This is a genomic window from Methylocystis sp. ATCC 49242 (genome assembly GCF_000188155.2).
Classification (GTDB): domain Bacteria; phylum Pseudomonadota; class Alphaproteobacteria; order Rhizobiales; family Beijerinckiaceae; genus Methylocystis.
Genome location: NZ_KE124774.1, coordinates 2,254,730 through 2,275,710, shown reverse-complemented (window position 1 = coordinate 2,275,710; position 20,981 = coordinate 2,254,730). Strand labels below are relative to the sequence as shown.

Below are 20,981 nucleotides of genomic sequence, written 5' to 3'. Positions count from 1 at the left end.
AGGCGGCCATATCTTTATTTATCGTCTTATTCGCCGCAGGCGTCGCGAGCGCGGCGACGATTTTCAATACGTCGCCGTCGGCCGCGGATGATTTCTGTTTCGGATATGCGATCTGCGAGTGACCGGCGTCAGGCCGAGCGTTTTGGGCGCGCGAGTTCGCGCAGCCGCGCGAGCCGTCGTCGCAAATTGCCGCTTTCGGGGCCGATGATCGTGGCGAACTGCGTCCGGACCTCCCTCGTCAACTCGTGGATCTGCGCCCTCAGCGGCGCAACCAGCGCGCTCGCCCAGGCGCGCGCATCGAGCACCAGCGAATAGAAGCGTCCGAACCACTGCATTTCGAGCAGCTTGTCGCGGCAGATGTCGAAAAGAAAGGATGTAACGCCGAGCGCCAGAGTCTTGGCGATAAATATCGCGATCACCCCGCTCACGACATGGCCGCTGGCGACAACCGCCACCGCCAGTAATTTAAGGGGAAAGACCGCCAGCGCCGGAATTGCGAACAGCGCGAGCGTTGCGGGCGGCGACATTCGCGCGACGAGGTCGCGCAGCCAGGGTTCCATACGCTCCATGCCGAGCGCGCGTTCCAGCGCGCGCAGCCATTCCCTCACATGGTCCCAAAGCCAGCTTTCGAGCAGGAAGATGAGCGCGACGGCGATCCAGAAAGCGCGCTTCAGCCGGCGTTTGATCTGCTCCATTACATTTTCCTCGACATCCGCGGGCGCCGCGAATCGGGATTTTACCCGCGCGTTGAGCGTTTGGCGTGTACGATGACGCCAGTCTCGCCTTTCAGCGTCAGCGTGTCGTGATCGATGGTCCAGCGCGCCTCGCCGCTGAAGACGGACAGAAAGCGCGCCTCCTGTCGCATCAGGGCGGGCGCGCAGGCCATCCGCGTGGCCATCGCTCCGGTAAAGCTGATGCTGTCCCCATCGATCGTGTAGCCGGAACCGTAGCGGTTGCAGGAGCCTTTTCCGCCCACGCGGCCGTCGGCGGCGAACTGCATGGTGGCGGTCGAGCCCGGCACGAGCGGCGCCCCGTCGAGTCGTTCGACGCGCCATTCCCCGACGATCGAGTCGTCCGCGGCTCGGGCGGTCGTGACGGAAAAAAGCGCCAGCAGGGCGTAGGCGGCGCCGGTCGCGAATAATCTCATTATCGACATCTCCCAAAAGGCAGGCACAGGAGATGTGGGCGCCGCGTCGACAAACGCCAAGCCCCATCCATTCGAAGACCGGGCCGCTCTCGCCGGATAGTCGAGAAATCCCGCGAGGCCTCAGATGTGGATGGGCCGCTTCGCGACGGCCAGCGCGGCCTCCTTCATCGTCTCCGACATGGTCGGATGGGCGTGGCAGGTGCGCGCGAGATCCTCCGCAGAGCCGGAGAACTCCATCAGCACGGCCGCTTCCGCGATCAGTTCGCCGGCGCCGGCGCCCAGAATATGGACGCCGAGCACGCGATCCGTCGCCGCGTCGGCGATGATCTTCACGAAACCGTCCGTTTCGCGCATCGCGCGCGCGCGCCCGTTCGCAGAGAAGGGGAATTTGCCGATGGCGACGGCGACGCCTTTCGCCTTGGCTTCTTCCTCGGTGATCCCGACCGAGGCGACTTCGGGCATGGTGTAAACGACGCCGGGAATGACGTTGTAATTCACATGCCCGGCCTGGCCGGCGAGGATTTCGGCTATCGCTATGCCCTCGTCCTCCGCCTTGTGCGCGAGCATCGGCCCGCGAACGACGTCGCCGATGGCGTAGACGCCCGCGACATTGGTGGCGAAATGGTCGTCGATGACGATGCGCCCGCGCTCCATCTCCACGCCCGCCTCTTCCAGCCCGAGGCCCTGCGTATAGGGGATGCGGCCGGTCGCGATCAGCACCGTATCGGCCTCGATCTTGTCCGAGGTCGCGCCGTCGACCGAAGAACAGGACACGACGGCGCCGGCGCCTGCTTGCGCAACGCCTGTAACTTTCGAGGCGAGCCTGAAAGCAAATCCTTGCTTTTCAAGGACCTTCTGGAAACGCGAGGCGACTTCGAGATCGAAGCCGGGCAAAATGCGGTCGAGATATTCGATGACCGTGACCTGCGCGCCCAGGCGCCGCCACACCGAGCCCAGCTCCAGCCCGATCACGCCCGCGCCGACGATGACGAGCTTTTGCGGAACCTTCTCCAACGCCAGCGCGCCCGTCGAGGAAACAACCAGTTTTTCATCGATGGCGATTTCCGCGCCGGAGGCGTCGCGCAAGGGCGCAACGGCGGAGCCGGTGGCGATGACGATGTTTTTCGTCTCGATCGTCTGCGTTGCGCCATCCGGGCCGGTCACATCGACCTTGCCGGGACCGGCGAGCCGCCCGACGCCGCGAAAGGCGTCGATCTTGTTCTTCTTGAACAGAAAAGCGACGCCATTGACATTCGCGCCGACAGTGTCGGCCTTGTGCTTCATCATCGCCGGCAGGTCGAGCCGCGGCGGATCGACGATCACGCCCAGCGGCGCGAGCCCGTGCGAGGCTTCCGCGAACATGTGGGACGCGTGCAGGAGCGCCTTCGACGGAATGCAGCCGACATTGAGGCATGTCCCGCCATAGGTCGCGTCCTTTTCGACGACGGCGGTCTTCAGGCCCAGTTGCGCGGCGCGGATCGCGCAGACATAGCCGCCCGGACCCGTGCCGATCACCACAAGATCGTAACTCATGTCATGCGCTCTTCAAGAATGGCGCCGAAAGGGTCAGCCCGCCGCCCAGACGAAGATCGCGATGGCGACGAGGCCGATTCCCGTCAGCCCGATCTCGAGCCGGCCCCAAAGGTCGATCACCTTGCGCGCCTCATGGGCGGCGTCCGCGCCGATGAGGGCGAGGATGCGATTGTTGAGCGGCACGATGGCGAGATAGGTGTAGGGCCATGTCGCCAGCATGACGAGCGCGCCGAGCGCCCAGCGGACGTCGTTGAGTTCGCGATAGGCAATGAAGCCGAAAAGCGCGGCGACCGCCGCCAGTCCGGCGAGCAGGATGAATCCGCGATGGTCGGAGGGCTCCCATTCCTTGATAAGGGCGTCGTCGCTCAGCGCCAGCCGCGCCGGCTGCTCGACGTAATTGACGTAAAGAGAAGCGCCGGTGAAGGCGCCCGCGGCTGCGAGCGCAAGCGAACCAATGATCATTCCAACCATCCTCGAATTATTTTCTTGTGTGACGCGACGGGCGCCGCCTCACGCGGACTCGATCGCTTCCTCGTCGCAGACGATGCGGGCGTTGGTCTCAGCCTCCGCCGCAATGTCGAATTTGAGCGCCCTGATCGTTTCCTCGTCCCGCGCGCGCTCGGTGAAGTGATCGAAGAACATCTTCATCGTGCGGTCGATCCCATGCGGATTTATACGCCTTGTGTCGTCCCGATAGAAGCGGCCGGCGTTGGGGGCGACGGTGACGAGGTCATAGGAGGGGAAATAGCCGATGTTGGGCCGAACCCGCGACACTTCGTCCGCCGCCGCGCGCAGGATCGACTTGATCGCGCAATTCGACTCGACGACATGGCGGTCCTCATAGGTCGCGATGATGCCGACCGGTGAGACGCTCAGCACGATGCGCACCGTCGGATTGACCTCGCGAATGCGGTCCACCGACGCGAGGAAGTCGCGCACGACCTCGCTGACCGTCATGTTGTAGAATTCGTAGACGTCGGGATCCCATTCGCCGCCCGCGACGCCGGGCGCAAGCTGCAGGATCGCGCCGTCCGGTTTGTGCCGCCATGTCTCGGTGTGGCCGAAGGTGAAGACGAACACGTCCATCGTCTCGATCATCTTGCGGACGGCGGCGAGATGGCGCTCGCGATCGGCGCGCATCTCATCGAGCGTCGCATAGCCGTCGGGTTCGATGCGCGGGCGGAAAGGGTCGACGAAACGGCCGTCTTCCGGACGGTTCCAGTAATCGAGCTGCGGAAAGAAGCGCCCATAGGCGCGGTCGATCAGCTGCAGCAGTTGCGCGGTGGTGTAGAGATTGCCGTAACGGCAGGAATACATCGAATAATTGCGGCGCAGCGCCTCGTCCTTCGACATGCCCTGCGGCGGCTGTTCCGCAAGGTAATAAGTATAGCCGCTGGTCTGCAGCCGATGGGCGATCTCCTGCGCGAAACAGCTCCCGGCCGTCGCCACCTTGTCCTGCGGCCTGATCTTGAAGGGCGTCTTCACGAGCGGATCGATGGCGAAGGGCGGCAGGGACGCCACCGCCTTGCGCCAGAAGCGATGGTCGGGTAGGGAGCTATAGGGGTTGTCCGCCATCCGGCAAACTCCTCATCGATGCTGATCGATCTGTTGCAGCACGGCCCCTCGCCGCATCTCTGGCGCGCCGACGCTCATGATCGGAACATAGACGGGGCGTCGCCGCTTGTCACCATGAGGCGTCCCGCAAGACGCGGCGAAGCTTGGCGAAACCCCGTCGATTCCTTGGCAAATCCGGTGAATGGCCGCATGTTTTCGCAGATCGACAGACAGATACTCAAATGCTGGCGCCAATATCTGATCGAGCCGCGCATCGCGAAATGCACCGGCCGGGTGTTGCGCAACACGGGACCGCGAATCGCCGTCGTCGGCAATTGCCAGAGCTTCGGGGTCGCCTATGCGATGAAGGTGCTGGACCCGAGCGCGACCGTCGACCATTATTCGGTGATTGGGCATTCGCGCGCCAATATGGACCTTTTCGCCAGGACGCTCGCGACCTACGATCACGTCTTCACGCATGAATTTCTCGACGGCCATGTGCGGGGGGGAAATTCCGACGAATTATGCCGGCGCCTGCCGCAGGCCTTGATGTTTCCGGGCATCGGATTCGCCGCCTTCCATCCCGATCTGATCTACATCCACGACCTGCAGCAGTTGCACGGCTTCGTCTTCGGGCCGATCGGCCCCTATCATTCGGCGGTCGGGCTTTTCGCCTATCGGAAGGGCCTGTCGCTCGAAGAGGCGAATGCGCTCTTCAACGAAAATGTCTTCGAGGCGCTCGGCTATTTCGAGGTCTGGAACGGGGCGGCAAAGGAGCTGCTCGATCTGGGGAAAAAATTCGATTTCGATCTTTCCGCCGACCTGATGAAGTGGTCGCGGCGCGGCGTCTTCATGTACAGCACGGTGCATCCGATGAGCTTCGTGCTGTTCGATCTCGCCAAAAGGATATGGGAGAAGGTCGGCCTCACGCCGCGCGCGGTCGATTTCGATTACTACGACATTCGCGATCTTTCACGCGCGGAGATTTTCCCCGTCTATCCGCCGATTGCGAAGATGCTCGGCGTGCAGGGCGGCTATCTGTTCAAGCTGGGCAATCACCATCTCGCTCAGACGGTCGGCGATTTTCTGACCCTGCCGCAATATCTTGCCGCCTGCTACAAGATCTATGCCGCGCATGAAGCCTCGCGGCTCGGCAATGCGCGGGTCGACGCCTGGCTAGCGGATGAAAAGACCAGCGATCTCCTCGTCAGGCTTGCGCGCGAAAATCTGAAGGCCGGTCTCACGCCGACGCTTTGACGCGTCGGCGTTTTGCTCCCCCGAAATCAGCAAGAAGCCCGACCGGTTATCGCCGGTCGGGCTTCTTGTTATTTGAAGCGCGTGTCGAAGCGCGCGAGATTGAATGGCGGCTTGTAGGGGTGAAGCGGGTTTTCGCCTGCGAAAGGCTTCACGACTGTGAGGATGCGGTCACGATGCTTCAGCGGCGCGAAGCCGGAAGGATCCTTGTCGCCGAGATTGCCCAGAAGATGCGCCGGGTCGATGTTCACCCTGAAGCCCGGCCGCGGGCTCATCCAGCTCTGCGAGACGACGTCCATATAGGCCGTCTTCAACATGTGGTTGAGGCCCCATTGCGTGGGCACGAAACAGGATTTCGAGGAGTCGGACATGTCCCAGTAATAGGTGTCCGGCCGCAGCTCCAGCGTCGCGTCGCCCTCGAAGATGGCGATCGAATTTTCGTGCATCAGATGGCGCACTTCGGCGAAGCCCGCGAAGGGATCGACGAGATGGTAATAGACGCCGAGACAGATGATGATGTCGAAGGTCTGATTCAGCTTCGACGCCTCGTAGATCGAGACGCTCTGGTTGATCTCGACATTCGAGTTCAGCAGCTTCTTTGCAAGCCGCAATCCTGCGCCGCTCGCCCAGTTCTGCGAGACGTCGTCGGTGGCGAGCACGCTCTTCGCGCCGCGCCGCTCGGCGTAGAAGCTCCAGTAGCCGTCCCAGCAGCCGATCTCCAGCACGGACTTGCCGGCAAAGTCGATCTTGTCGAGTTCGCTTTCGATGAAGCGCCAGATGCGGCGGTGGTCTTCCGCCTGCGACACGCTGCGGGCGCGCAGTCCATTGCCGAAATCATATTCGTGATACCAATGGATCGCGTCAATTTCCTTTTGCAGCGCCTCACGAGCGGCCGCGTCCTGCACGTCCATAGACTGTTTCCCTGACGAATTGTTTCGCCGCGCGCGCGCGGACGGTGGTGAGTGCGCCAAGCGGCGCCGGCGGCGTCATGCGCCACCGCCTTCGGGATTTTGCCTTTATTCACCAGCCGGCGCAAGGCGCGGCCGGTCAGGCCTCCACGCTCTCCATCTGCCGCGTGAAGTCGCAGATGCGCGGCGCGATATGCGAGCGGAAGCGCGAGCCGTTGAAGACGCCGTAATGTCCGACGCCCAATTGCAGATAATGCGCCTTGCGGGCGGCCGGGACGCCGGCGCAGAGGTCGAGCGCCGCCTCCGTCTGGCCGACGCCGGAAATGTCGTCCTTCTCGCCCTCGACCGTAAACAGCGCCGTCCGGCGAATCGCCTTGAGGTCGATCAGCTTGTCGCGATGGCGCATGAGCCCGAGCGGCACCTCGTGGCGAATGAAGACGCGCTCCACGGTCTGCAGGTAGAATTCCGCCGTCAGATCCATGACGGCGAGATATTCGTCGTAGAAGTCGCGGTGTTTCTCGGCCGAGTCGCCGTCGCCCTCGACGAGATGGTTGAACATTTCGAGATGCGCCGAGACATGGCGTTCGAAATTCATCGACATGAAGCCCGAGAGCTGCAGGAACCCCGGATAGACCTGCCGGCCCATGGCGGCGTGCGGGAACGGCACCGTGTGGATGCAGTGGCGGCGGAACCATTCGATGCCGCGCTGCTCTGCGAGCCGGTTCACGGCGGTCGGCGCGACGCGCGTGTCGATCGGGCCGCCCATCAGCACTGTCGACTCCGGATAGTCGGGATCGTTCGCCGCCTCCATCGCGGCGATGGCGCAGATGAGGGGCACCGAGGCCTGGCAGACGCCGAGCGTATGAAGCGGGACGCCGTCCTTCTGCCGGGAAAGATGGCGCATCATGTCGGCGAGATAATCGACGTAGTCGTCGAGATCGAATCCGCCTTCGACGAGCGGCACGGTGCGCGCGTCGGCCCAGTCCGTGATGTAGACGTCATGGGTGGGCAGGAAGGCCTCGACGGTGCCGCGAAGCAGCGTGGCGTAATGGCCCGACATGGGCGCGACGATCAAGAGCTTCGACTGTTTCGGCGGCGCGCCGGCAAACTGTCGATTGAAATGCAGCAGGCCGCAGAAGGGGCGCTGCCAGACGATCTCCTCGACGATTTCGACTTCCTCGCCGTCGACCCGGGTCGTGTCGAGCCCGAACATGGGCTTGCCGTAGCGGCGCGTCATGCGCTCGAAGAGTTCCGCCGAGGCGGCGATGTTGCGGCCGAGCGTGGTGTGATGGAGCGGATTGAGCGGATTCTTGATGGTGTGGAGCAGGGCGTCGGTCATCGCGCGCGCCGGCGCAAAGGCCAGATGCAGCATTTCGTAAATCTGATACGACATACGGTCCATTTTTTACGCCTCTCCGCCCACCAATCTACCTCAGCCGTTGCGCCATAGTCGATGTTGCGATGCACAATGCAATTCTTAAAATATTCAAAATCTGGAAAAATGGAAGCACAACCCGTCAACTGCGCCCATTTGCCCTGCGGCGTTGCTTAACGTCCTGCGGGTTGGGCTTTTTTTATCCGGCTGCGAAGGCGCCGATCGCGAAGATAGCCCAGAGCGCGAGCGTCGCGCGGCGATAAAGGGCGAGGGCGCGGATGATGTCGGCGCCCGTCGCCTCGCGCCGTCCGTCGCCGAGAATTGCGCCATCGACCATCGTATCGCCATAGGCGCGCGGGCCGCCCAGCGCGAGGCCCAGCGCCCCGGCCATGGCGGCCTCGGGCCAGCCGGCGTTGGGGGAGGCGTGTCGGGGCGCGTCGCGCCGCGCCGCCGTGACGGCCGGTGCGGGCGCCGCTCCGGGCAGGGCGCAGGCCGCGGCCGCGATGAGGCCGGCGGCGAGACGGGCGGGGATCAGATTGAGCAGGTCGTCGAGGCGCGCCGCCGCCCAGCCGAACGCGAGATAGCGTTCGGACTTGTGGCCGATCATGCTGTCGGCGGTGTTGACCGCCTTGTAGACGAGCGCGCCCGGCAGGCCGAAGACAGCCAGAAACAGCGCGGGCGCAACGACCCCGTCCGAGAAATTCTCGGCCAGACTCTCGATCGCCGCGCGGGCGACGCCGCCGGCGTCGAGCCGGGAGACGTCGCGGCCGACGATCATCGAGACCGCCCGTCGTCCTTCGTCCAGCGAGACGGAGAGGCCCCGCGCGACCGCCGACACATGGACGTGGAGGCTTCGCTGCGCGAGGAGACTCGACGCAAGCGCGGCGAGGGCGATCGAGCCTCCGGGAAGCGCCAGCAGGACGCGCTGGATCGCAACACCCGATATGAGCGCCGCGAGGACGAGCGCGAGCAGGGCGGCGGCGCCCTTCGCGCGTCGCATCGCGAAGCTCTCGCCCGCGCAGTTGAGGCGCCGGTCCATCGCGCCGATCAGCGCGCCGAACCACGTAACCGGATGACCGACGCGCGCAAAGAGCGCGTCGGGATAGCCGGCGCCCGCCTCGATCGCGAGCGCCAGCAGGGCGAGGCCGAAACTCAACGTCCGAATATGCCGGTCAGGGTCGCCTTGGCCAGCGCGTGCTGGTTGATCGTGAAGCCCGCGATCGCCGTGCGGCCCTTGGCGTCGTCGCCGAGCCTCTCGACCTTGAGCGCATAGACCGTGATCACGTAGCGATGCGGCGCGCCCGGCGGCGGGCAGGGGCCGCCATAGGCCTTTTCGCCGAAGTCCGTCTCCAGCATATGCGCCCCGGCGGGGAGATTCTTGCCCGAGGCGTCGCCCGCGCCCCGCTTCAGCCCGCGTTCGGAAGCGGGAATGTCGACGACGAGCCAGTGCCAGAAACCCGCCCCGCCCGTCGGCGCGTCCGGGTCGTGCATCAGAACGGCGAAGCTTTTGGTCCCCGCCGGCGGGTCCGTCCACACCAGTTCGGGAGAAACATTGCCGCCCGTGCAGCCGAAAGAATCGTAGACATGCTTCATGTCGATCTTCTTGCCCTCGGCAATATCCGGGCTCTTGAGTTCGAAAGCCTGCGCGCCGCTCGCGTCGGCGGCGGCGAGCGCCATGAAGGCGAGGAAGGATGAGACGCTGCGCTTCATTCGCCGGACTCCTCATTTTTTGAAATGGCGGATCGTTGTAGCGGATCGTCGCGACCCTGTCGCGCGCGTCCGGCGTCTCGCGAAACTATTGGCTGGCGGCAGGGCGGGAAGGCGGCTAATCATCATGCCGGAGCCTTTTTGGCGCCGCCCTTTCAAGGGCCCTCTGGGGGGCCGCGTTCGCGCTTTGGAACAACCATAGCCGCAAATGGATTCGCGTAGGAGGAAACATGAAGATCTCGCGCCGTCTGATGATCGCCGCCCTGGGCTTCGGCCTGACCGCATTCGCGCCCCAGATCGCTCACGCCGAACAGTATCTGGAGGACGCCATCTCCGAGACCAGAGAGGCGATCGCGGCCGGCAAGCAGGGTGAGCCGGGATCCTTCGCCGAACATGTGGCGCAGGCGATCGACCGCGCGCGTAGCGCCGTCTGGGTCAACCCGGTCGACCCGATCCGCAAGGGCATCAAGACGTTGCGAAAGGCTTACAAGATCGCGAGAGGCACGAGCCAGGAGGGCCGCCTGGACAAGGCGACGGCGCTGGCCGAATCAGCGCTCGCGCAGTTCGAATCCGTGAAATAGGCGAACAGAATCGAGACGGGCGTCCGGGCCATGCGCCCGGACGCCCCGCCCTTGATCGATCGATCTCGCGCGCCGCGTCGGCGCGCTGACGAGAACCATGACAGACGCGCCGAAAGATCGTCCGCTGCGACGGGGCTGGACCACCGGCGCCTGCGCCACCGCCGCCGCCCGCGCGGCCTTCGAGGCGCTGACGACCGGCGCCCCGCCGCCGGACCCGGTGGAGATCGCGCTGCCCTCGGGCAGGCGCGTTTCCTTTGCGCTCGGCATGTTCGAGCGCGGCGCGGATTTCGCGCGCGCCGGCGTCGTGAAGGACGCTGGCGACGATCCCGACGTCACCCATGGCGCGCTCGTGCGCGCGACCGTGCGCCCCGCGCCTGCGGGGGCCGGCGTGCTTTTCGCGGCGGGCGAGGGCGTGGGGACCGTCACGCGCCCCGGCCTGCCGCTTCCGCCGGGGGAACCCGCCATCAATCCGGTTCCGCGTGCGATGATGCGTGAAGCCATATCCGAAGCGGCGGCGAAACTTGGCGTCGGTCCCGATGCGCAAATCGAGATTTCGATTCCCGGCGGCGTGGAGATGGCGAAACATACGCTCAACGGCCGGCTCGGGATCGTCGGCGGCCTTTCCATTCTCGGCACGACGGGAATCGTCACGCCCTTCTCCTGCGCCGCATGGATCGACAGCATCCATCGCGGCGTCGACGTCGCGCGCGCGAGCGGTCTGACGCATATCGCCGGAACGACGGGTTCGACGTCGGAGGCCGCCGTGCAGCAACTTTATGATCTGCCCGACGCCGCCTTGATCGAGATGGGCGATTTCGTCGGCGGCGTTCTCAAATATCTGCGCACGCATCCGGTTGCGCGCGTCACCATCGGCGGCGGCTTCGCCAAGATGACGAAACTTGCGCAGGGGCGGCTCGATCTTCATTCGGGACGTTCGAGCGTCGATCTCGCGCAATTGTCGCAGACGGCGCGCGACGCCGGCGCGAAGGAGGATCTCGCCTTTCGCATCGCGCATGCGAACAGCGCGCTGGACGCGCTTCTCATCGCGCGCGCGGAAAATGTCGAACTCGCGGCGCCCATTGCGCTCGCGGCCTGGAAAACCGCCGCGCGCGCGCTCGATTGCGCGCAAATCGAGCTGGAGGTTCTCGTGTTCGACCGCGAGGGCGCGTTGCTGGCGCGCGCGCCATTTGCGAGCGCGGCGTCATGACTGAAAATCCGCATCTCACCTTCATTCTCGGCGGCGCGCGTTCGGGAAAAAGCGCCTATGCGGAGCGGCTCGTCATGGCCTATCCTCCGCCCTGGATTTACATCGCGACGGCTGAAGCCTTCGATGATGAAATGCGCGAGAGAATCGATGTGCATCAGGCGCGGCGCGGCGGCGAGTGGCGCACGATCGAGGCGCCGCAGGATTTGACGCGCGCGATAAGCGACGCGCCGGCGGACGCGCCCCTGATGATCGACTGTCTGGCGATCTGGCTCTCGAACAGAATGTTCGCCGACGCCGATCTTGTCGCCGACCGCGCGTCGTTGATCGCGGCCTTGTCGAAGCGGCAGGCGCCGACGGTCGTCGTGTCGCCGGAAGTGGGGCTGTCGATCGTCCCCGAAAACGCGCTCGCCCGCGCCTTCCGCGACGCGGCGGGGCTGTTGCATCAGGACGTGGCGAAAATCGCCGCGCATGTTGCGCTGGTCGTGGCGGGCTATCCGGTGAAGGTGAAGTGAGGAAAGTCCCTCCCCCCGTTTCACGGGAGAAGGGACAACATCTCACGCCCCCGCGGCCGTCAGTCCCTTCTCCAGATCGGCGATGATGTCGTCGATGTGTTCGAGACCGATGCACAGGCGCACATAGCCGGGCGTGACGCCTGCGGCGAGTTGCGCTTCTTCCGAGAGCTGCGAATGCGTCGTCGTCGCGGGATGGATCGCGAGGCTGCGCGCGTCGCCGATATTGGCGACATGGTAGAACATCTCCAGCGCGTCGATGAATCGGCGGCCGGCGTCGGCGCCGCCTTTCAGCTCGAAGCCGAGCAAGGCGCCATATCCGCCCTTGAGATATTTGTCGGCGCGTTTGCGCGCTTCGCCCGTCTGATGGGATGGATAGATCACGCGCGTCACCTCGTTTCGGCTGGCGAGGAAGTCCGCCGCCGCCTGCGCGTTCTGCATGTGGCGCTCCATACGCAGCGTCACGGTCTCGATTCCCTGCAGCGTCAGAAAGGCGTTGAAGGGCGACGGCGAGGAGCCGAGGTCACGCAGCAGCGTCGTGCGCGCCTTGATGATGTAGGCGACGGGGCCGAGCGGCTTCACCGCCTCGACCCATATCGCGCCGTGATAGCTCGGGTCCGGCGTATTCAGCGCCGGCTGGCGCGCGGGGAATTTCTCCCAGTCGAAATTGCCGCCGTCGATGATGGCGCCGCCGATCGACGTGCCGTGACCGCCGAGATATTTCGTCGTGGAATAGACGACGACTGCCGCGCCATGGTCGAGCGGGCGCGCGATGATCGGCGCCGCCGTGTTGTCCACGATGAGCGGGATTCCATATTCGCGTCCGATCGTCGCGACTTCCGCAATTGGAAATACCGACAGTTTGGGATTGGGAAGCGTCTCCGCATAATAGGCGCGCGTGCGGTCGTCGGTCGCGCGGCGGAAATTCTCTGGGTCGGCGGGATCGACGAAGCGCACTTCGATCCCCTGATCCTTCAGCGTATTGGCGAAGAGATTCCAGGTGCCGCCGTAAAGATCGGTGGAGGAGACGATATTGTCGCCGACGCGCGCAATGTTCTGAATCGCGAAGGCCGAAGCCGCCTGTCCGGAGGAGAGCGCCAGCGCCGCAGCGCCTCCTTCAAGGGCCGCGAGACGCTTCTCCAGCACATCCGTCGTGGGATTGCCGATGCGCGTATAGATCGGGCCCAGCTCCTTCAGCGCGAAGAGATCGGCCGCGTGTGCGGTGTCGCGAAACTGAAAGGATGTCGATTGATAGATCGGCACCGCGACGGCGCCGGTTGCGGCGTCGGCGCGCCAGCCGGCGTGAAGCGCGATCGTTTCCGGATGTTTCGAGTCGATGGCCATTTCCGGTTCCCTCCCTTGCAGTCTCGCTGACTAAACGAAAAGACGGGTCGACGCCATATCGTGGACAGGGTCCTTCCTTGCCAACGGGCGCTCCTCCTCCATCTATCTGATGGGGCGCATCATCGTCGCCGCGCAAGCCGAACGCGGCGACAGGGAGACGCCAGAATGAAAAAGCTTCTCATCATCTCTGCAGCGATCGCCGCAAGCGTCCTCATCGGCGCGCCCGCCTTCGCCGCGGACAAGGGCGACACATCGGGGCCGGCGGTTGGAACCCCGGTCAATCCATCGACGGCGGTGCAGAAGAGAAACACCCATGTCGGCAACAACAATACAACAATTGCGGGGCCGAGCGGCATGTCGGCCGGCGTGCCGGGCGTGGAAGGGAAACGCGGCACTCAGAGCGGCGAAGTGCGTACGCCGCCGCCCAAGACCCGGCATAATTAACCCCGCGCGGCGTCGCGATCGCGGCGTCGCAGCCCCCTCCCGTCAATTCTGCAATTTCGCCGCGCAGGCGATCGCGAAGGCGTATTCCAGCGCCGTGTCTTCGAGCGACTCGAAACGCCCCGAGGCGCCCGAGTGGCCCGCCCCCATCTGTGTATGAAGCAGGACGGGTCCGCCGCCGCTCATCGTCGCGCGCAGTTTCGCGACCCATTTCAGCGGCTCCCAATAAGTAACGCGCGGATCGTTGAGGCCCGCGATGGCGAGGATCGGCGGATAGTCTTGCGCGCGAACATTGTCGTAGGGCGAATAGGACGCGAGCCGGTCGTAGACGGCGGGGTCGGCGATGGGGTTGCCCCATTCGAGCCATTCCGGCGGCGTCAGGGGCAGGTCGTCGCGAAGCATGGTGTTGAGCACGTCCACGAAAGGCACGGTGGCTATAATGCCGGCGAAAAGCTGCGGCGCTTCATTGGCGATCACGCCCATCAGCATGCCGCCCGCCGACGCGCCCTGCGCGACGATCCAGCCCTCGCGGGTGTAACCTGTCGCGATGAGGTGACGGGCGACCGCGAGGAAATCGGAAAAGCTGTTGGGCTTGTGTTCGAGCTTCCCCTTCTCGTACCAGTCCCAGCCCTTGTCGGCGCCGCCGCGCACATGCGCATAGGCGTGGACGAAGCCGCGGTCGACGAGCGACAGCGCGTCCTCGTCGAAGCTTGCGGAGAGCGCGTCGCCATAGGCGCCGTAGCCATAGAGCAGCAAGGGCGCGCCCGCCCCCGGCGCGAAGTCCGCGCGGTGCAGCAGCGTGATCGGCACGCTCTCGCCGTCCGGCGCCGGCGCGAAGAGACGGCGCGTCACATATTTTTTCGGATCATGGCCCGATGGAATTTCCTGACGCTTGCGCAAGACGCGCGTGCGCGTCGCCATGTCGTAATCGTAGATTTCCTCTGGCGTCGTCATGGACGAATAGGTGAAGCGCAGCGTCGTCGTGTCGAATTCGAGCCCGGCGTCGATATACAGCGAATAGGCTTCCTCCTCGAAGGCGATCGCATGCTCCTCGCCGCTCGCGAGATCGCGCACCATCAGTCGCGGCAGTGAGTTCTCGCTCACGAGCCAGACGAGAAAGCGCGCAAACACGAGGTGTGCGACGATCATTGCACCCTGCCTGTGGGGAACGATTTCGCGCCAGTTCTCGCGCGCGGGCGCGGCGAGCGGCGCGACGGAGATGCGGAAATCGTCGGCCCCGCCGGCGTTGTTGTGGATATAGATAAGATCCCCGTGCGGCTCGACGTCGTAGCGCAGATGCGGCTCGCGCGGCGCGACCAGTTGCGGTCTTGCTTGCGCGTCCCGCAGGTCGATCAGCCAGCATTCGGCTGCGTCGTGGCCGCGGATGGAGACGATCGCGAAGCGGCGGCAGCAGCTTTCCCGCAACGACACGAACCACGCGCCGTCCCGCTCCTCGACGACGAGCCTGTCCTGCGCGGGATCGGCGCCGATCTCATGACGGTAGACCTGCGCGGTGCGATGGTTTTCATCGACGCGCACATAATAAAAAGCTTTCGAGTCCGCGCTCCAGACAAGCGAACCGTCCGTGTCGATCACGACGTCGGGCCGGTCGACGCCGTCCGTCAGTGGGCGCGTGCGAATCGCGTAGAGCTCGGAGCCCATGTCGTCGACGCTCCAGGCGAGCTGGGCGTGATCGGGCGAATGGGTCATCTCGCCAATGTCGAAGAAATCGTGATTTTCAGCCAGCGCCTCGCCGTCGAGCAGCAGTTCTTCGGCGCCGCCCTCGCGCGGCGTGCGGCAATAGAGCGGTTGTTCGCCGCCCTCGCGGAAGCGACCGTAATAGGCGTAGTGCCCGTCCTTGTCGGGAACGTCGCTGTCGTCTTCCTTGATGCGGGCGCGCATCTCGGCGACGAGGGTTTCACGCAGAGCTTTCAGCGGCGCCATGACGCGGTCGCAATAGGCGTTCTCCGCCTTCACGAGATTTGCGATGTCTTTCGGCAGCGTCGCCGGGTCGCGCAGAACGTCGCGCCAGTTGTCCGCCGCGAGCCAAGCATAGGGGTCGTCGCGCAGCCGCCCATGCACAAGGGCGCGATTCGGGCGGCGCGGCGCGACTGGCGGCGCGGCGCTGGCGTCGAAATGAGCGTCGGCGTCCGTCTTCGTCTCGCTGCCCGGGATCATTCATTATCCTTCAACTGTGGGGATCGACGCGTTTGCAGCATCGAGGGGCGAAAGTCGCGTAGACGTCAAGTAAACCATCCCTCGCGCTCGCGGAAATCTTAAAGGATTTATAAATTTTTTGCGTATTAGCCTTACCGTCAAACCCAGTGTCGTTCTTGAAGGAGCGGCCCCATGAGCCATCTTGACGCGGATCTGAAGGTCGTTCCTCGGCGTTGCTCCGGCGATGCGCATCTCGTCTCTCAAGTCTTTGTATCAATTGCGTTTATGCCCAGGCGAATTTTCTACAGGCTGCTCGTGTCGGCGCTTGTCGGGGTCGTGGCGCTCTATGTCTGGCGGCGACGGTAGGGCTGTCGCGGCGCGTTGAAGGGCGCCGTCCGCGCCGATTGCGGCGGCAAGACAAATTGTCACAAATGCCATATTCTTCGCGCCGGTCGCCCGGTTCCTGCGAGCGGCCGAGGGAGAGTCGCGAAGCCGCGCGGCCGGCTTCTTTCAACAAAAAAGAGCAAACATGTACAAGAGCATCAAGTATTTCGCCGCAGCCGGCGCCTGCATCGGCCTGTTGTTCGGCGCCAGCGCCCTCGCTCAGCAGACCTGGGCCCCTCCCGCCGAGATCGCCCCCAAGGCGGCGGAGGGCGCTCCCGCCGCCGGCGCTTCGACGACGGCCGCTCCGGCCGCCAACGCCGAGGCCGCGCCGATGACCAAGGCGGAAAAGGAAAAGAGCTGCGCCGAACAGGCCGCCGCCAAGGGCCTCAAGGGCAAGGCCAAGAAGCAGTTCAAGGCCGAGTGCATGAAGTAAGTCAGGCCGCCGGCCGCTTTTCGGCGGCCGGCGATTTTTCGCGTCAGTAGACGCGCTCGATACAGAAATCCACCACCTCGAGCAGCGCGCTCTTCCACGGCGAGGCCGGGAAGATCTCCATCGCGTCGCGGGCGATGGCGCCGTAATGGGCGGCGCGCTCGATCGTGTCGTCGAGGGCCTTGTGCTTTTTCATCAGGCCGCAGGCGGTCTCGACGTCGCCGTCGTTGATCTCGCCCTTCTCGAGCGTGCGGCGCCAGAACTCGCGCTCTTTCTCGTTGCCGCGGCGGAAGGCCAGCACCACGGGCAGCGTGATCTTGCCCTCGCGGAAGTCGTCGCCGACATTCTTGCCCAGCTTGGCGGAGGAGCCGCCGTAATCCAGCGCGTCGTCGATGAGCTGAAAGGCGATGCCGAGATTCATGCCGTAGCTGCGGGCGGCGGCTTCGTCCGCCTTCGGCTTGTTGGCGAGCATGACGCCGACTTCCGCCGCCGCCGCGAAGAGTTCGGCGGTCTTGCGGCGGATGACGGCCATATAGGCGTCTTCCGTCGTTGTCGTGTCCTTGGCGGCGTTGAGCTGGAGAATCTCGCCTTCGGCGATGACGGCCGCCGCCTGCGAGACGACCGTGAGCGGCGGCACCATCCCGGGCTCGACCATCATCTTGAAGGCGTGGCCGAGAAGGAAGTCGCCGACCAGCACGCAGGTCTGGTTGCCCCACAGCATGCGCGCGGCGATCTTGCCGCGGCGCATGTTGGACTCGTCCACCACGTCGTCATGCAGCAAGGTCGCCGTATGCATGAATTCGATGCCGGCGGCGAATTTGAGATGGCCGTCGCCCTTATAGCCGCACATGCCGGCGGTCGCGAGGACGAGCATCGGCCGCAGGCGCTTGCCGCCAGCCGAAATCAGATGGTTCGCGACCTCGGGGATCGTCGTGACGTCCGAGCCGGTGCGCTGAATGATCAGCTGATTGGTGCGCTCAAGATCGGGGCCGATGAGCGTTAGAAGACTGTCGAGGCCGGCGTCTTTCTTTTCTTCGAGCGGAACAACGATACCCACGGACCCCCCTACGGCCTTCCTTACAATTGGCGCGAACTTACGTCCTTGCGCCCAATGCGGCAAGTCGGCGACGGAATGACAACGCGCCCGAAATTGAAAAAAGCCCGGTATCTCCGCAGCTTGACCGAAATTTCAGCTCGGACTTGACATCGCTTTTCAGCATTCCGGCGCGGGAAATGGCGCGTCGCCGGTTGTTCGGCGCGCGCCTGCGTGAGACTGTCGCGCCGAAATGAGCGCGGACTCGACAGACGGATTTCTCGACGGGCGCCTGCGTTTGCGGCAGGGGCGCGGCCATCGCGCCGGCACCGACGCCGTGCTGCTCTCCGCCGTTACGCCCCCCGGCGAGACGGGCCTGATCCTCGATGTCGGCGCCGGAGCAGGGGCCGTCGGTCTGATGGCGGCGGTCCGCGCGCCGGGCGCGGCGATCGGCCTCGTCGAGATCGATCCGGGCGCGGCCGCGCTCGCCCGCGAGAATGTCGCCGCCAACGGGCTCGCTGACCGCGTTTCGGTCTTCGAGGCCGACGTGACCGCGCCCGGCGCCCGCCGCGCCGCCGGATTGTCCGACGAAAAAGCGGCGCTGGTTCTCACCAATCCGCCCTTTTACGAGGTGGGCCGGGTGCGCGTGACGCCCGACGCGGCCAAGGCGCTGGCCCATGTCGCGGCCGTCCCGCTCGCCGGCTGGACGCGCGCCTGTCTCGCCCTTCTTGCGCCGGGCGGAACATTCGCCATGATCCATCGCGCCGAGGCGTTGGCCGACTGTCTTGCGGCGGTGGAGGCAAGGCTGGGGGCCGTTTCCATCCTCCCCATTCTCCCTCGCGCCGGCGCGCCGGCAAGCCGTATCCTGCTTTGCGGCGTCAAGGGCTCCAGGGCGCCGCTCTCGCTCCTCGCGCCTCTCGTCCTCCATGGCGCGGACGGTCGCTTCACGGAGGAGGCGGAGCGCATGAATCGCGGCGAGACGGGCGTCTGATGGACGCCCCGGCCCGCCCGTGCGCGGACCTTCTAGAATTCCGCCCAGTCCTCCTCAGGCGCCTCGCTGAACTTGCGGACGGCGCCGCCTCCGTTCTCCCGCGCCATGGTCTTGAGGGCCGGCGTTGCCCGCGCGCCGCTCACCGACGCAGGCGCGGCCCGGACTTTCGCGCTGGTCGACTCACGTCCCGTGACGGCGAAACTGTCGACCGCCTGCACGAGCGACGCCGTTTCTGATCTCAATTGCGCGGTCGCGGCGTTCGTCTCCTCGATCATCGACGCGTTCTTCTGCGTGTTCTCCTCCATCCGGTTGAGGGCGGAGTTGATGTGGGAGAGGGTCGTCGCCTGTTCCTTCGCGCCTTGCGCGATCTCCGCGACGACCCTGTCGATCTCTACGATCTGCGTGACGATTTTTTCGAGCGCGCTCGTCGTTTCGCCGACGAGCTGAACGCCCTGCGAGACTTCCGAGGAGGATGTCGCGACCAGTTCCTTGATCTGCTTGGCCGCCTCCGCCGAGCGTTGCGCGAGCGCCCGCACTTCGGACGCGACGACGGCGAAGCCCTTGCCGGCGTCGCCCGCGCGCGCGGCCTCCACGCCCGCGTTGAGCGCGAGGAGATTGGTCTGGAAGGCGATCTCGTCGATGACGCCGATGATCTGTCCGATGCTTTGCGACGATTTTTCGATGCGCTCGATCGCCTCGACAGCTCTATGGACGACTTCTCCGCTGCTCCTGGCGTCGGACTTCGTCGTACTGACGATGACGCTCGCTTCATGGGCGTTCTCGGCGGCGCGTTTTACGGTCGAGGTGATTTCCGCGAGCGCCGCGGTCGTTTCCTCGAGGCCGGCTGCCTGCTCCTCCGTGCGTCCCGAGAGATCGTCCGTCGCGACGGAAATCTGGCCGACCGTCGCGTCGATCGTCCTTGCGCCATCGACGACTTTCAGCATGGCCGATTCAAGTTGCGCGAGCGCCGTGTTGAAATCCTCCTGAAGCTGACGATAGGCCTCGGGCGCGTCGCCCGTCATGCGGAAGGACAGGTCTTTCGTCGAGAGTTTGGCCAGTCCCGCGCCGATCGATTGCGAGACCAGCGCGCGTTCGCGCCCTATCGCCTGTTCCTCCGCCTGGCGGCGTTCCTGTTCCGCCGCCGCCTGGGCGCGAAACGCCTCTTCCGCGCGGGCGTTCGACGCGCGCGCTTCCGCCGCGGACTTTTCCGAGCGTGCGAGCAACTGGCTGGACGCGGTGAAAATATTGTCCAGATTGATGCAGACCCAGATCAGCGCGCCAGCCTCCGCGACGAGGATGACAGCATGCAGCAGGACGCGGCCCAGATCCGCCGAATCCGGAAAAACGGCCAAGGGAAAGAGATAGTTCAGCGCAAGATGATGAACCGCGACGGTCGCCGCCGCCGCGAGGATCGCGACCCAGTCGGCATAGGCGATGAGCAGCGCCAGCGCCGCGAAATAGGCCATGTGGAGATCGATTTGCCACGATCCGCCATTCGCGACCAGCAAGGACACCTGACCCATCAACGCCACGCCTGAAAGCGCGCGCCCGAGCGTCGTTCCGCCCAGGAGCGCCCCTGCGATCGTCGCCAGCGCCGCGCAAGCGCAGGCGCCGAGCGCCGCGCCGACAAGCGAGCCTCCCGTGAAAAAGCTCTCGGCGACGACGATCGGCGCCATCAACCAGACGACAACGGCGATGAACGGACCGGCGGCGCGCCGTTGCGCCTCCATCGTGTCGAAAAAAATCTTCATGTTTTTCCCTTGGAATTTTGACGCCCGCCGCAGGCTCCCGCGAAGGGCGCGTTGAAAACGAGGAGCGCGCCCGCCGCCCGCAACCGTTCCGACATGCTCCCCGCGTCGCCGCGCAGGACCACGATCGAATGCAGTCGTCCGATCCACGCCACTTCGCCGACGCTCGCCGCCGAGAGGATCGGGCGATCCGGCTCCAGCCAGGGCGGGAACAGGGCGACCGTGAATTCGGCGCGGGAGGAACCGAGTCCCGCCGCCAGGGCCAAAGTCGCCAGAATGGCGGCCCCGACGCTCACAACGGTTGCCGCGATGTCTCTGCCCGTCATCGAATCCGCTATTCGGCAAAGGGGTTGCGTCCGCGCCGCCGGCGCGGCTGCGGGAACGCAGAAGCGCCGAAAGCGACCAGGATGGAAAGGAGGGACATTCCGGTTGAGCCGGAGCGGTCGGGGCGGCGTCATGCCTTCGGGGTTCGCGAAAGGGCGAACGCCGACCGATTGGCGGCATCCTAGTCGGCGACTGCTGGATAATTGCTTAACAGGAATTGTGACTCGCGCGGCGCCGCAGCGTGGATGGTGAATCGACAATATGTCGCAGGGTTTCCTTCGAAGTGTAACGAACTGGTTCAAAGCCGCTTAACTTCAGCTTTGCTATTCGCATCAACGTTGAAAATAAAGGGGA

The 20,981-nt window shown here is 64.9% G+C and carries 22 protein-coding genes; 8 read left to right on the top strand and 14 right to left on the bottom strand.

All coding sequences use genetic code 11. From position 1 onward, the window contains the following. Positions 1-128: 128 nt before the first annotated feature. The 5 genes from MET49242_RS13200 to MET49242_RS13180 all read right to left on the bottom strand — a co-directional run bounded on the left by MET49242_RS13200 (position 129) and on the right by MET49242_RS13180 (position 4,255). Positions 129-695, bottom strand: a complete 567-nt coding sequence (locus MET49242_RS13200; protein ID WP_051134191.1) for a hypothetical protein — start codon at positions 693-695, stop codon at positions 129-131. Positions 696-736: 41 nt separating this feature from the next. Next, positions 737-1,147, bottom strand: coding sequence for an META domain-containing protein (locus MET49242_RS13195; protein WP_158497302.1), 411 nt, complete (start codon positions 1,145-1,147; stop codon positions 737-739). A gap of 120 nt (positions 1,148-1,267) precedes the next feature. Beyond that, the gene (gene lpdA / locus MET49242_RS13190; RefSeq protein ID WP_036283465.1) at positions 1,268-2,680 is read right to left on the bottom strand and encodes a dihydrolipoyl dehydrogenase; all 1,413 of its coding nucleotides are present in this window, start codon (positions 2,678-2,680) and stop codon (positions 1,268-1,270) included. A 33-nt stretch (positions 2,681-2,713) separates the two neighbouring features. Further along, the gene (locus MET49242_RS13185) at positions 2,714-3,142 is read right to left on the bottom strand and encodes a DUF1772 domain-containing protein (RefSeq protein ID WP_036283462.1); all 429 of its coding nucleotides are present in this window, start codon (positions 3,140-3,142) and stop codon (positions 2,714-2,716) included. Between the two features lie 48 nt (positions 3,143-3,190). Further along, a complete protein-coding gene (locus MET49242_RS13180) occupies positions 3,191-4,255 on the bottom strand; it encodes a GSCFA domain-containing protein (RefSeq protein ID WP_036283459.1) in 1,065 nt (354 codons plus the stop codon). An 18-nt stretch (positions 4,256-4,273) separates the two neighbouring features. Between MET49242_RS13180 and MET49242_RS13175 the strand changes: the two genes are divergently transcribed. After that, positions 4,274-5,491 (top strand): WcbI family polysaccharide biosynthesis putative acetyltransferase, encoded by a 1,218-nt coding sequence (locus MET49242_RS13175; protein ID WP_244430814.1) that lies wholly within the window; start codon positions 4,274-4,276, stop codon positions 5,489-5,491. A 68-nt stretch (positions 5,492-5,559) separates the two neighbouring features. Here the strand turns inward: MET49242_RS13175 and MET49242_RS13170 are convergent, their stop codons facing one another. The 4 genes from MET49242_RS13170 to MET49242_RS13155 form a co-directional block, all read right to left on the bottom strand. Continuing rightward, a complete protein-coding gene (locus MET49242_RS13170) occupies positions 5,560-6,399 on the bottom strand; it encodes a bifunctional 2-polyprenyl-6-hydroxyphenol methylase/3-demethylubiquinol 3-O-methyltransferase UbiG (protein WP_036283455.1) in 840 nt (279 codons plus the stop codon). A gap of 136 nt (positions 6,400-6,535) precedes the next feature. After that, positions 6,536-7,798, bottom strand: coding sequence for a polyhydroxyalkanoate depolymerase (locus MET49242_RS13165; protein ID WP_036283452.1), 1,263 nt, complete (start codon positions 7,796-7,798; stop codon positions 6,536-6,538). Positions 7,799-7,970: 172 nt separating this feature from the next. Beyond that, positions 7,971-8,927: an adenosylcobinamide-phosphate synthase CbiB gene (cbiB, locus tag MET49242_RS13160; protein WP_036283449.1), complete on the bottom strand. Its 957-nt coding sequence runs from the start codon at positions 8,925-8,927 to the stop codon at positions 7,971-7,973. Beyond that, a complete protein-coding gene (locus tag MET49242_RS13155; RefSeq protein WP_084679083.1) occupies positions 8,924-9,481 on the bottom strand; it encodes a YbhB/YbcL family Raf kinase inhibitor-like protein in 558 nt (185 codons plus the stop codon). The genes cbiB and MET49242_RS13155 overlap by 4 nt, the downstream gene beginning before the upstream one ends. A 227-nt stretch (positions 9,482-9,708) precedes the next feature. Between MET49242_RS13155 and smbP the strand changes: the two genes are divergently transcribed. From smbP to cobU, 3 genes are all read left to right on the top strand, one after another. Continuing rightward, a complete protein-coding gene (gene smbP / locus MET49242_RS13150; RefSeq protein ID WP_036283446.1) occupies positions 9,709-10,059 on the top strand; it encodes a small metal-binding protein SmbP in 351 nt (116 codons plus the stop codon). A gap of 97 nt (positions 10,060-10,156) precedes the next feature. Next, positions 10,157-11,266, top strand: a complete 1,110-nt coding sequence (locus MET49242_RS13145) for a cobalt-precorrin-5B (C(1))-methyltransferase (protein WP_036283443.1) — start codon at positions 10,157-10,159, stop codon at positions 11,264-11,266. After that, positions 11,263-11,778 (top strand): bifunctional adenosylcobinamide kinase/adenosylcobinamide-phosphate guanylyltransferase, encoded by a 516-nt coding sequence (gene cobU, locus MET49242_RS13140; protein WP_036283440.1) that lies wholly within the window; start codon positions 11,263-11,265, stop codon positions 11,776-11,778. Before MET49242_RS13145 ends, cobU begins: the two co-directional genes overlap by 4 nt. A 42-nt stretch (positions 11,779-11,820) precedes the next feature. On the opposite strand, the gene MET49242_RS13135 is transcribed toward cobU, so the two are convergent. Next, positions 11,821-13,119: an O-acetylhomoserine aminocarboxypropyltransferase/cysteine synthase family protein gene (locus MET49242_RS13135; RefSeq protein WP_036283437.1), complete on the bottom strand. Its 1,299-nt coding sequence runs from the start codon at positions 13,117-13,119 to the stop codon at positions 11,821-11,823. 165 nt (positions 13,120-13,284) lie between these two features. On the opposite strand from MET49242_RS13135, the gene MET49242_RS13130 reads away from it, so the two are divergent. Next, positions 13,285-13,563, top strand: coding sequence for a hypothetical protein (locus tag MET49242_RS13130; protein ID WP_051134189.1), 279 nt, complete (start codon positions 13,285-13,287; stop codon positions 13,561-13,563). Between the two features lie 42 nt (positions 13,564-13,605). Here the strand turns inward: MET49242_RS13130 and MET49242_RS13125 are convergent, their stop codons facing one another. Beyond that, positions 13,606-15,738, bottom strand: a complete 2,133-nt coding sequence (locus tag MET49242_RS13125) for a S9 family peptidase (protein WP_036283434.1) — start codon at positions 15,736-15,738, stop codon at positions 13,606-13,608. Between the two features lie 171 nt (positions 15,739-15,909). Between MET49242_RS13125 and MET49242_RS25550 the strand changes: the two genes are divergently transcribed. Beyond that, positions 15,910-16,083 (top strand): hypothetical protein, encoded by a 174-nt coding sequence (locus tag MET49242_RS25550; protein WP_158497301.1) that lies wholly within the window; start codon positions 15,910-15,912, stop codon positions 16,081-16,083. A 163-nt stretch (positions 16,084-16,246) separates the two neighbouring features. Next, entirely contained in the window at positions 16,247-16,534 is a 288-nt protein-coding gene (locus MET49242_RS13120) for a hypothetical protein (protein ID WP_036283431.1), read from the top strand. 43 nt (positions 16,535-16,577) lie between these two features. Here MET49242_RS13120 and MET49242_RS13115 read toward each other — a convergent pair whose 3' ends face one another. Then, positions 16,578-17,588, bottom strand: coding sequence for a polyprenyl synthetase family protein (locus MET49242_RS13115; protein ID WP_036283428.1), 1,011 nt, complete (start codon positions 17,586-17,588; stop codon positions 16,578-16,580). Between the two features lie 229 nt (positions 17,589-17,817). On the opposite strand from MET49242_RS13115, the gene MET49242_RS13110 reads away from it, so the two are divergent. Further along, the gene (locus tag MET49242_RS13110; protein WP_036283426.1) at positions 17,818-18,555 is read left to right on the top strand and encodes a tRNA1(Val) (adenine(37)-N6)-methyltransferase; all 738 of its coding nucleotides are present in this window, start codon (positions 17,818-17,820) and stop codon (positions 18,553-18,555) included. Positions 18,556-18,587: 32 nt separating this feature from the next. On the opposite strand, the gene MET49242_RS13105 is transcribed toward MET49242_RS13110, so the two are convergent. Together MET49242_RS13105 and MET49242_RS13100 are read right to left on the bottom strand one after the other, a co-directional pair. Beyond that, complete coding sequence (locus MET49242_RS13105) at positions 18,588-20,306, bottom strand: methyl-accepting chemotaxis protein (RefSeq protein WP_051134188.1); 1,719 nt, start codon at positions 20,304-20,306, stop codon at positions 18,588-18,590. Then, positions 20,303-20,629, bottom strand: a complete 327-nt coding sequence (locus tag MET49242_RS13100; protein WP_036283423.1) for a hypothetical protein — start codon at positions 20,627-20,629, stop codon at positions 20,303-20,305. The genes MET49242_RS13105 and MET49242_RS13100 overlap by 4 nt, the downstream gene beginning before the upstream one ends. Positions 20,630-20,981 lie beyond the last annotated feature (352 nt).

Excerpts from the sequence above, each read along its gene's own strand:
- cobU (WP_036283440.1), top strand. The coding sequence starts at position 11,263 with ATGACTGAAAATCCGCATCTCACCTTCATTCTCGGCGGCGCGCGTTCG.
- MET49242_RS13105 (WP_051134188.1), bottom strand. The coding sequence starts at position 20,306 with ATGAAGATTTTTTTCGACACGATGGAGGCGCAACGGCGCGCCGCCGGT.
- MET49242_RS13120 (WP_036283431.1), top strand. The coding sequence starts at position 16,247 with ATGTACAAGAGCATCAAGTATTTCGCCGCAGCCGGCGCCTGCATCGGC.
- MET49242_RS13175 (WP_244430814.1), top strand. The coding sequence starts at position 4,274 with ATGCTGATCGATCTGTTGCAGCACGGCCCCTCGCCGCATCTCTGGCGC.
- lpdA (WP_036283465.1), bottom strand. The coding sequence starts at position 2,680 with ATGAGTTACGATCTTGTGGTGATCGGCACGGGTCCGGGCGGCTATGTC.
- MET49242_RS13100 (WP_036283423.1), bottom strand. The coding sequence starts at position 20,629 with ATGACGGGCAGAGACATCGCGGCAACCGTTGTGAGCGTCGGGGCCGCC.
- smbP (WP_036283446.1), top strand. The coding sequence starts at position 9,709 with ATGAAGATCTCGCGCCGTCTGATGATCGCCGCCCTGGGCTTCGGCCTG.
- MET49242_RS13130 (WP_051134189.1), top strand. The coding sequence starts at position 13,285 with ATGAAAAAGCTTCTCATCATCTCTGCAGCGATCGCCGCAAGCGTCCTC.
- MET49242_RS13185 (WP_036283462.1), bottom strand. The coding sequence starts at position 3,142 with ATGATCATTGGTTCGCTTGCGCTCGCAGCCGCGGGCGCCTTCACCGGC.
- MET49242_RS13125 (WP_036283434.1), bottom strand. The coding sequence starts at position 15,738 with ATGATCCCGGGCAGCGAGACGAAGACGGACGCCGACGCTCATTTCGAC.
- MET49242_RS13145 (WP_036283443.1), top strand. The coding sequence starts at position 10,157 with ATGACAGACGCGCCGAAAGATCGTCCGCTGCGACGGGGCTGGACCACC.
- MET49242_RS13180 (WP_036283459.1), bottom strand. The coding sequence starts at position 4,255 with ATGGCGGACAACCCCTATAGCTCCCTACCCGACCATCGCTTCTGGCGC.
- MET49242_RS13155 (WP_084679083.1), bottom strand. The coding sequence starts at position 9,481 with ATGAAGCGCAGCGTCTCATCCTTCCTCGCCTTCATGGCGCTCGCCGCC.
- MET49242_RS13195 (WP_158497302.1), bottom strand. The coding sequence starts at position 1,147 with ATGAGATTATTCGCGACCGGCGCCGCCTACGCCCTGCTGGCGCTTTTT.
- MET49242_RS13135 (WP_036283437.1), bottom strand. The coding sequence starts at position 13,119 with ATGGCCATCGACTCGAAACATCCGGAAACGATCGCGCTTCACGCCGGC.
- MET49242_RS13170 (WP_036283455.1), bottom strand. The coding sequence starts at position 6,399 with ATGGACGTGCAGGACGCGGCCGCTCGTGAGGCGCTGCAAAAGGAAATT.
- MET49242_RS13110 (WP_036283426.1), top strand. The coding sequence starts at position 17,818 with ATGAGCGCGGACTCGACAGACGGATTTCTCGACGGGCGCCTGCGTTTG.
- MET49242_RS13200 (WP_051134191.1), bottom strand. The coding sequence starts at position 695 with ATGGAGCAGATCAAACGCCGGCTGAAGCGCGCTTTCTGGATCGCCGTC.
- MET49242_RS25550 (WP_158497301.1), top strand. The coding sequence starts at position 15,910 with ATGAGCCATCTTGACGCGGATCTGAAGGTCGTTCCTCGGCGTTGCTCC.
- MET49242_RS13165 (WP_036283452.1), bottom strand. The coding sequence starts at position 7,798 with ATGGACCGTATGTCGTATCAGATTTACGAAATGCTGCATCTGGCCTTT.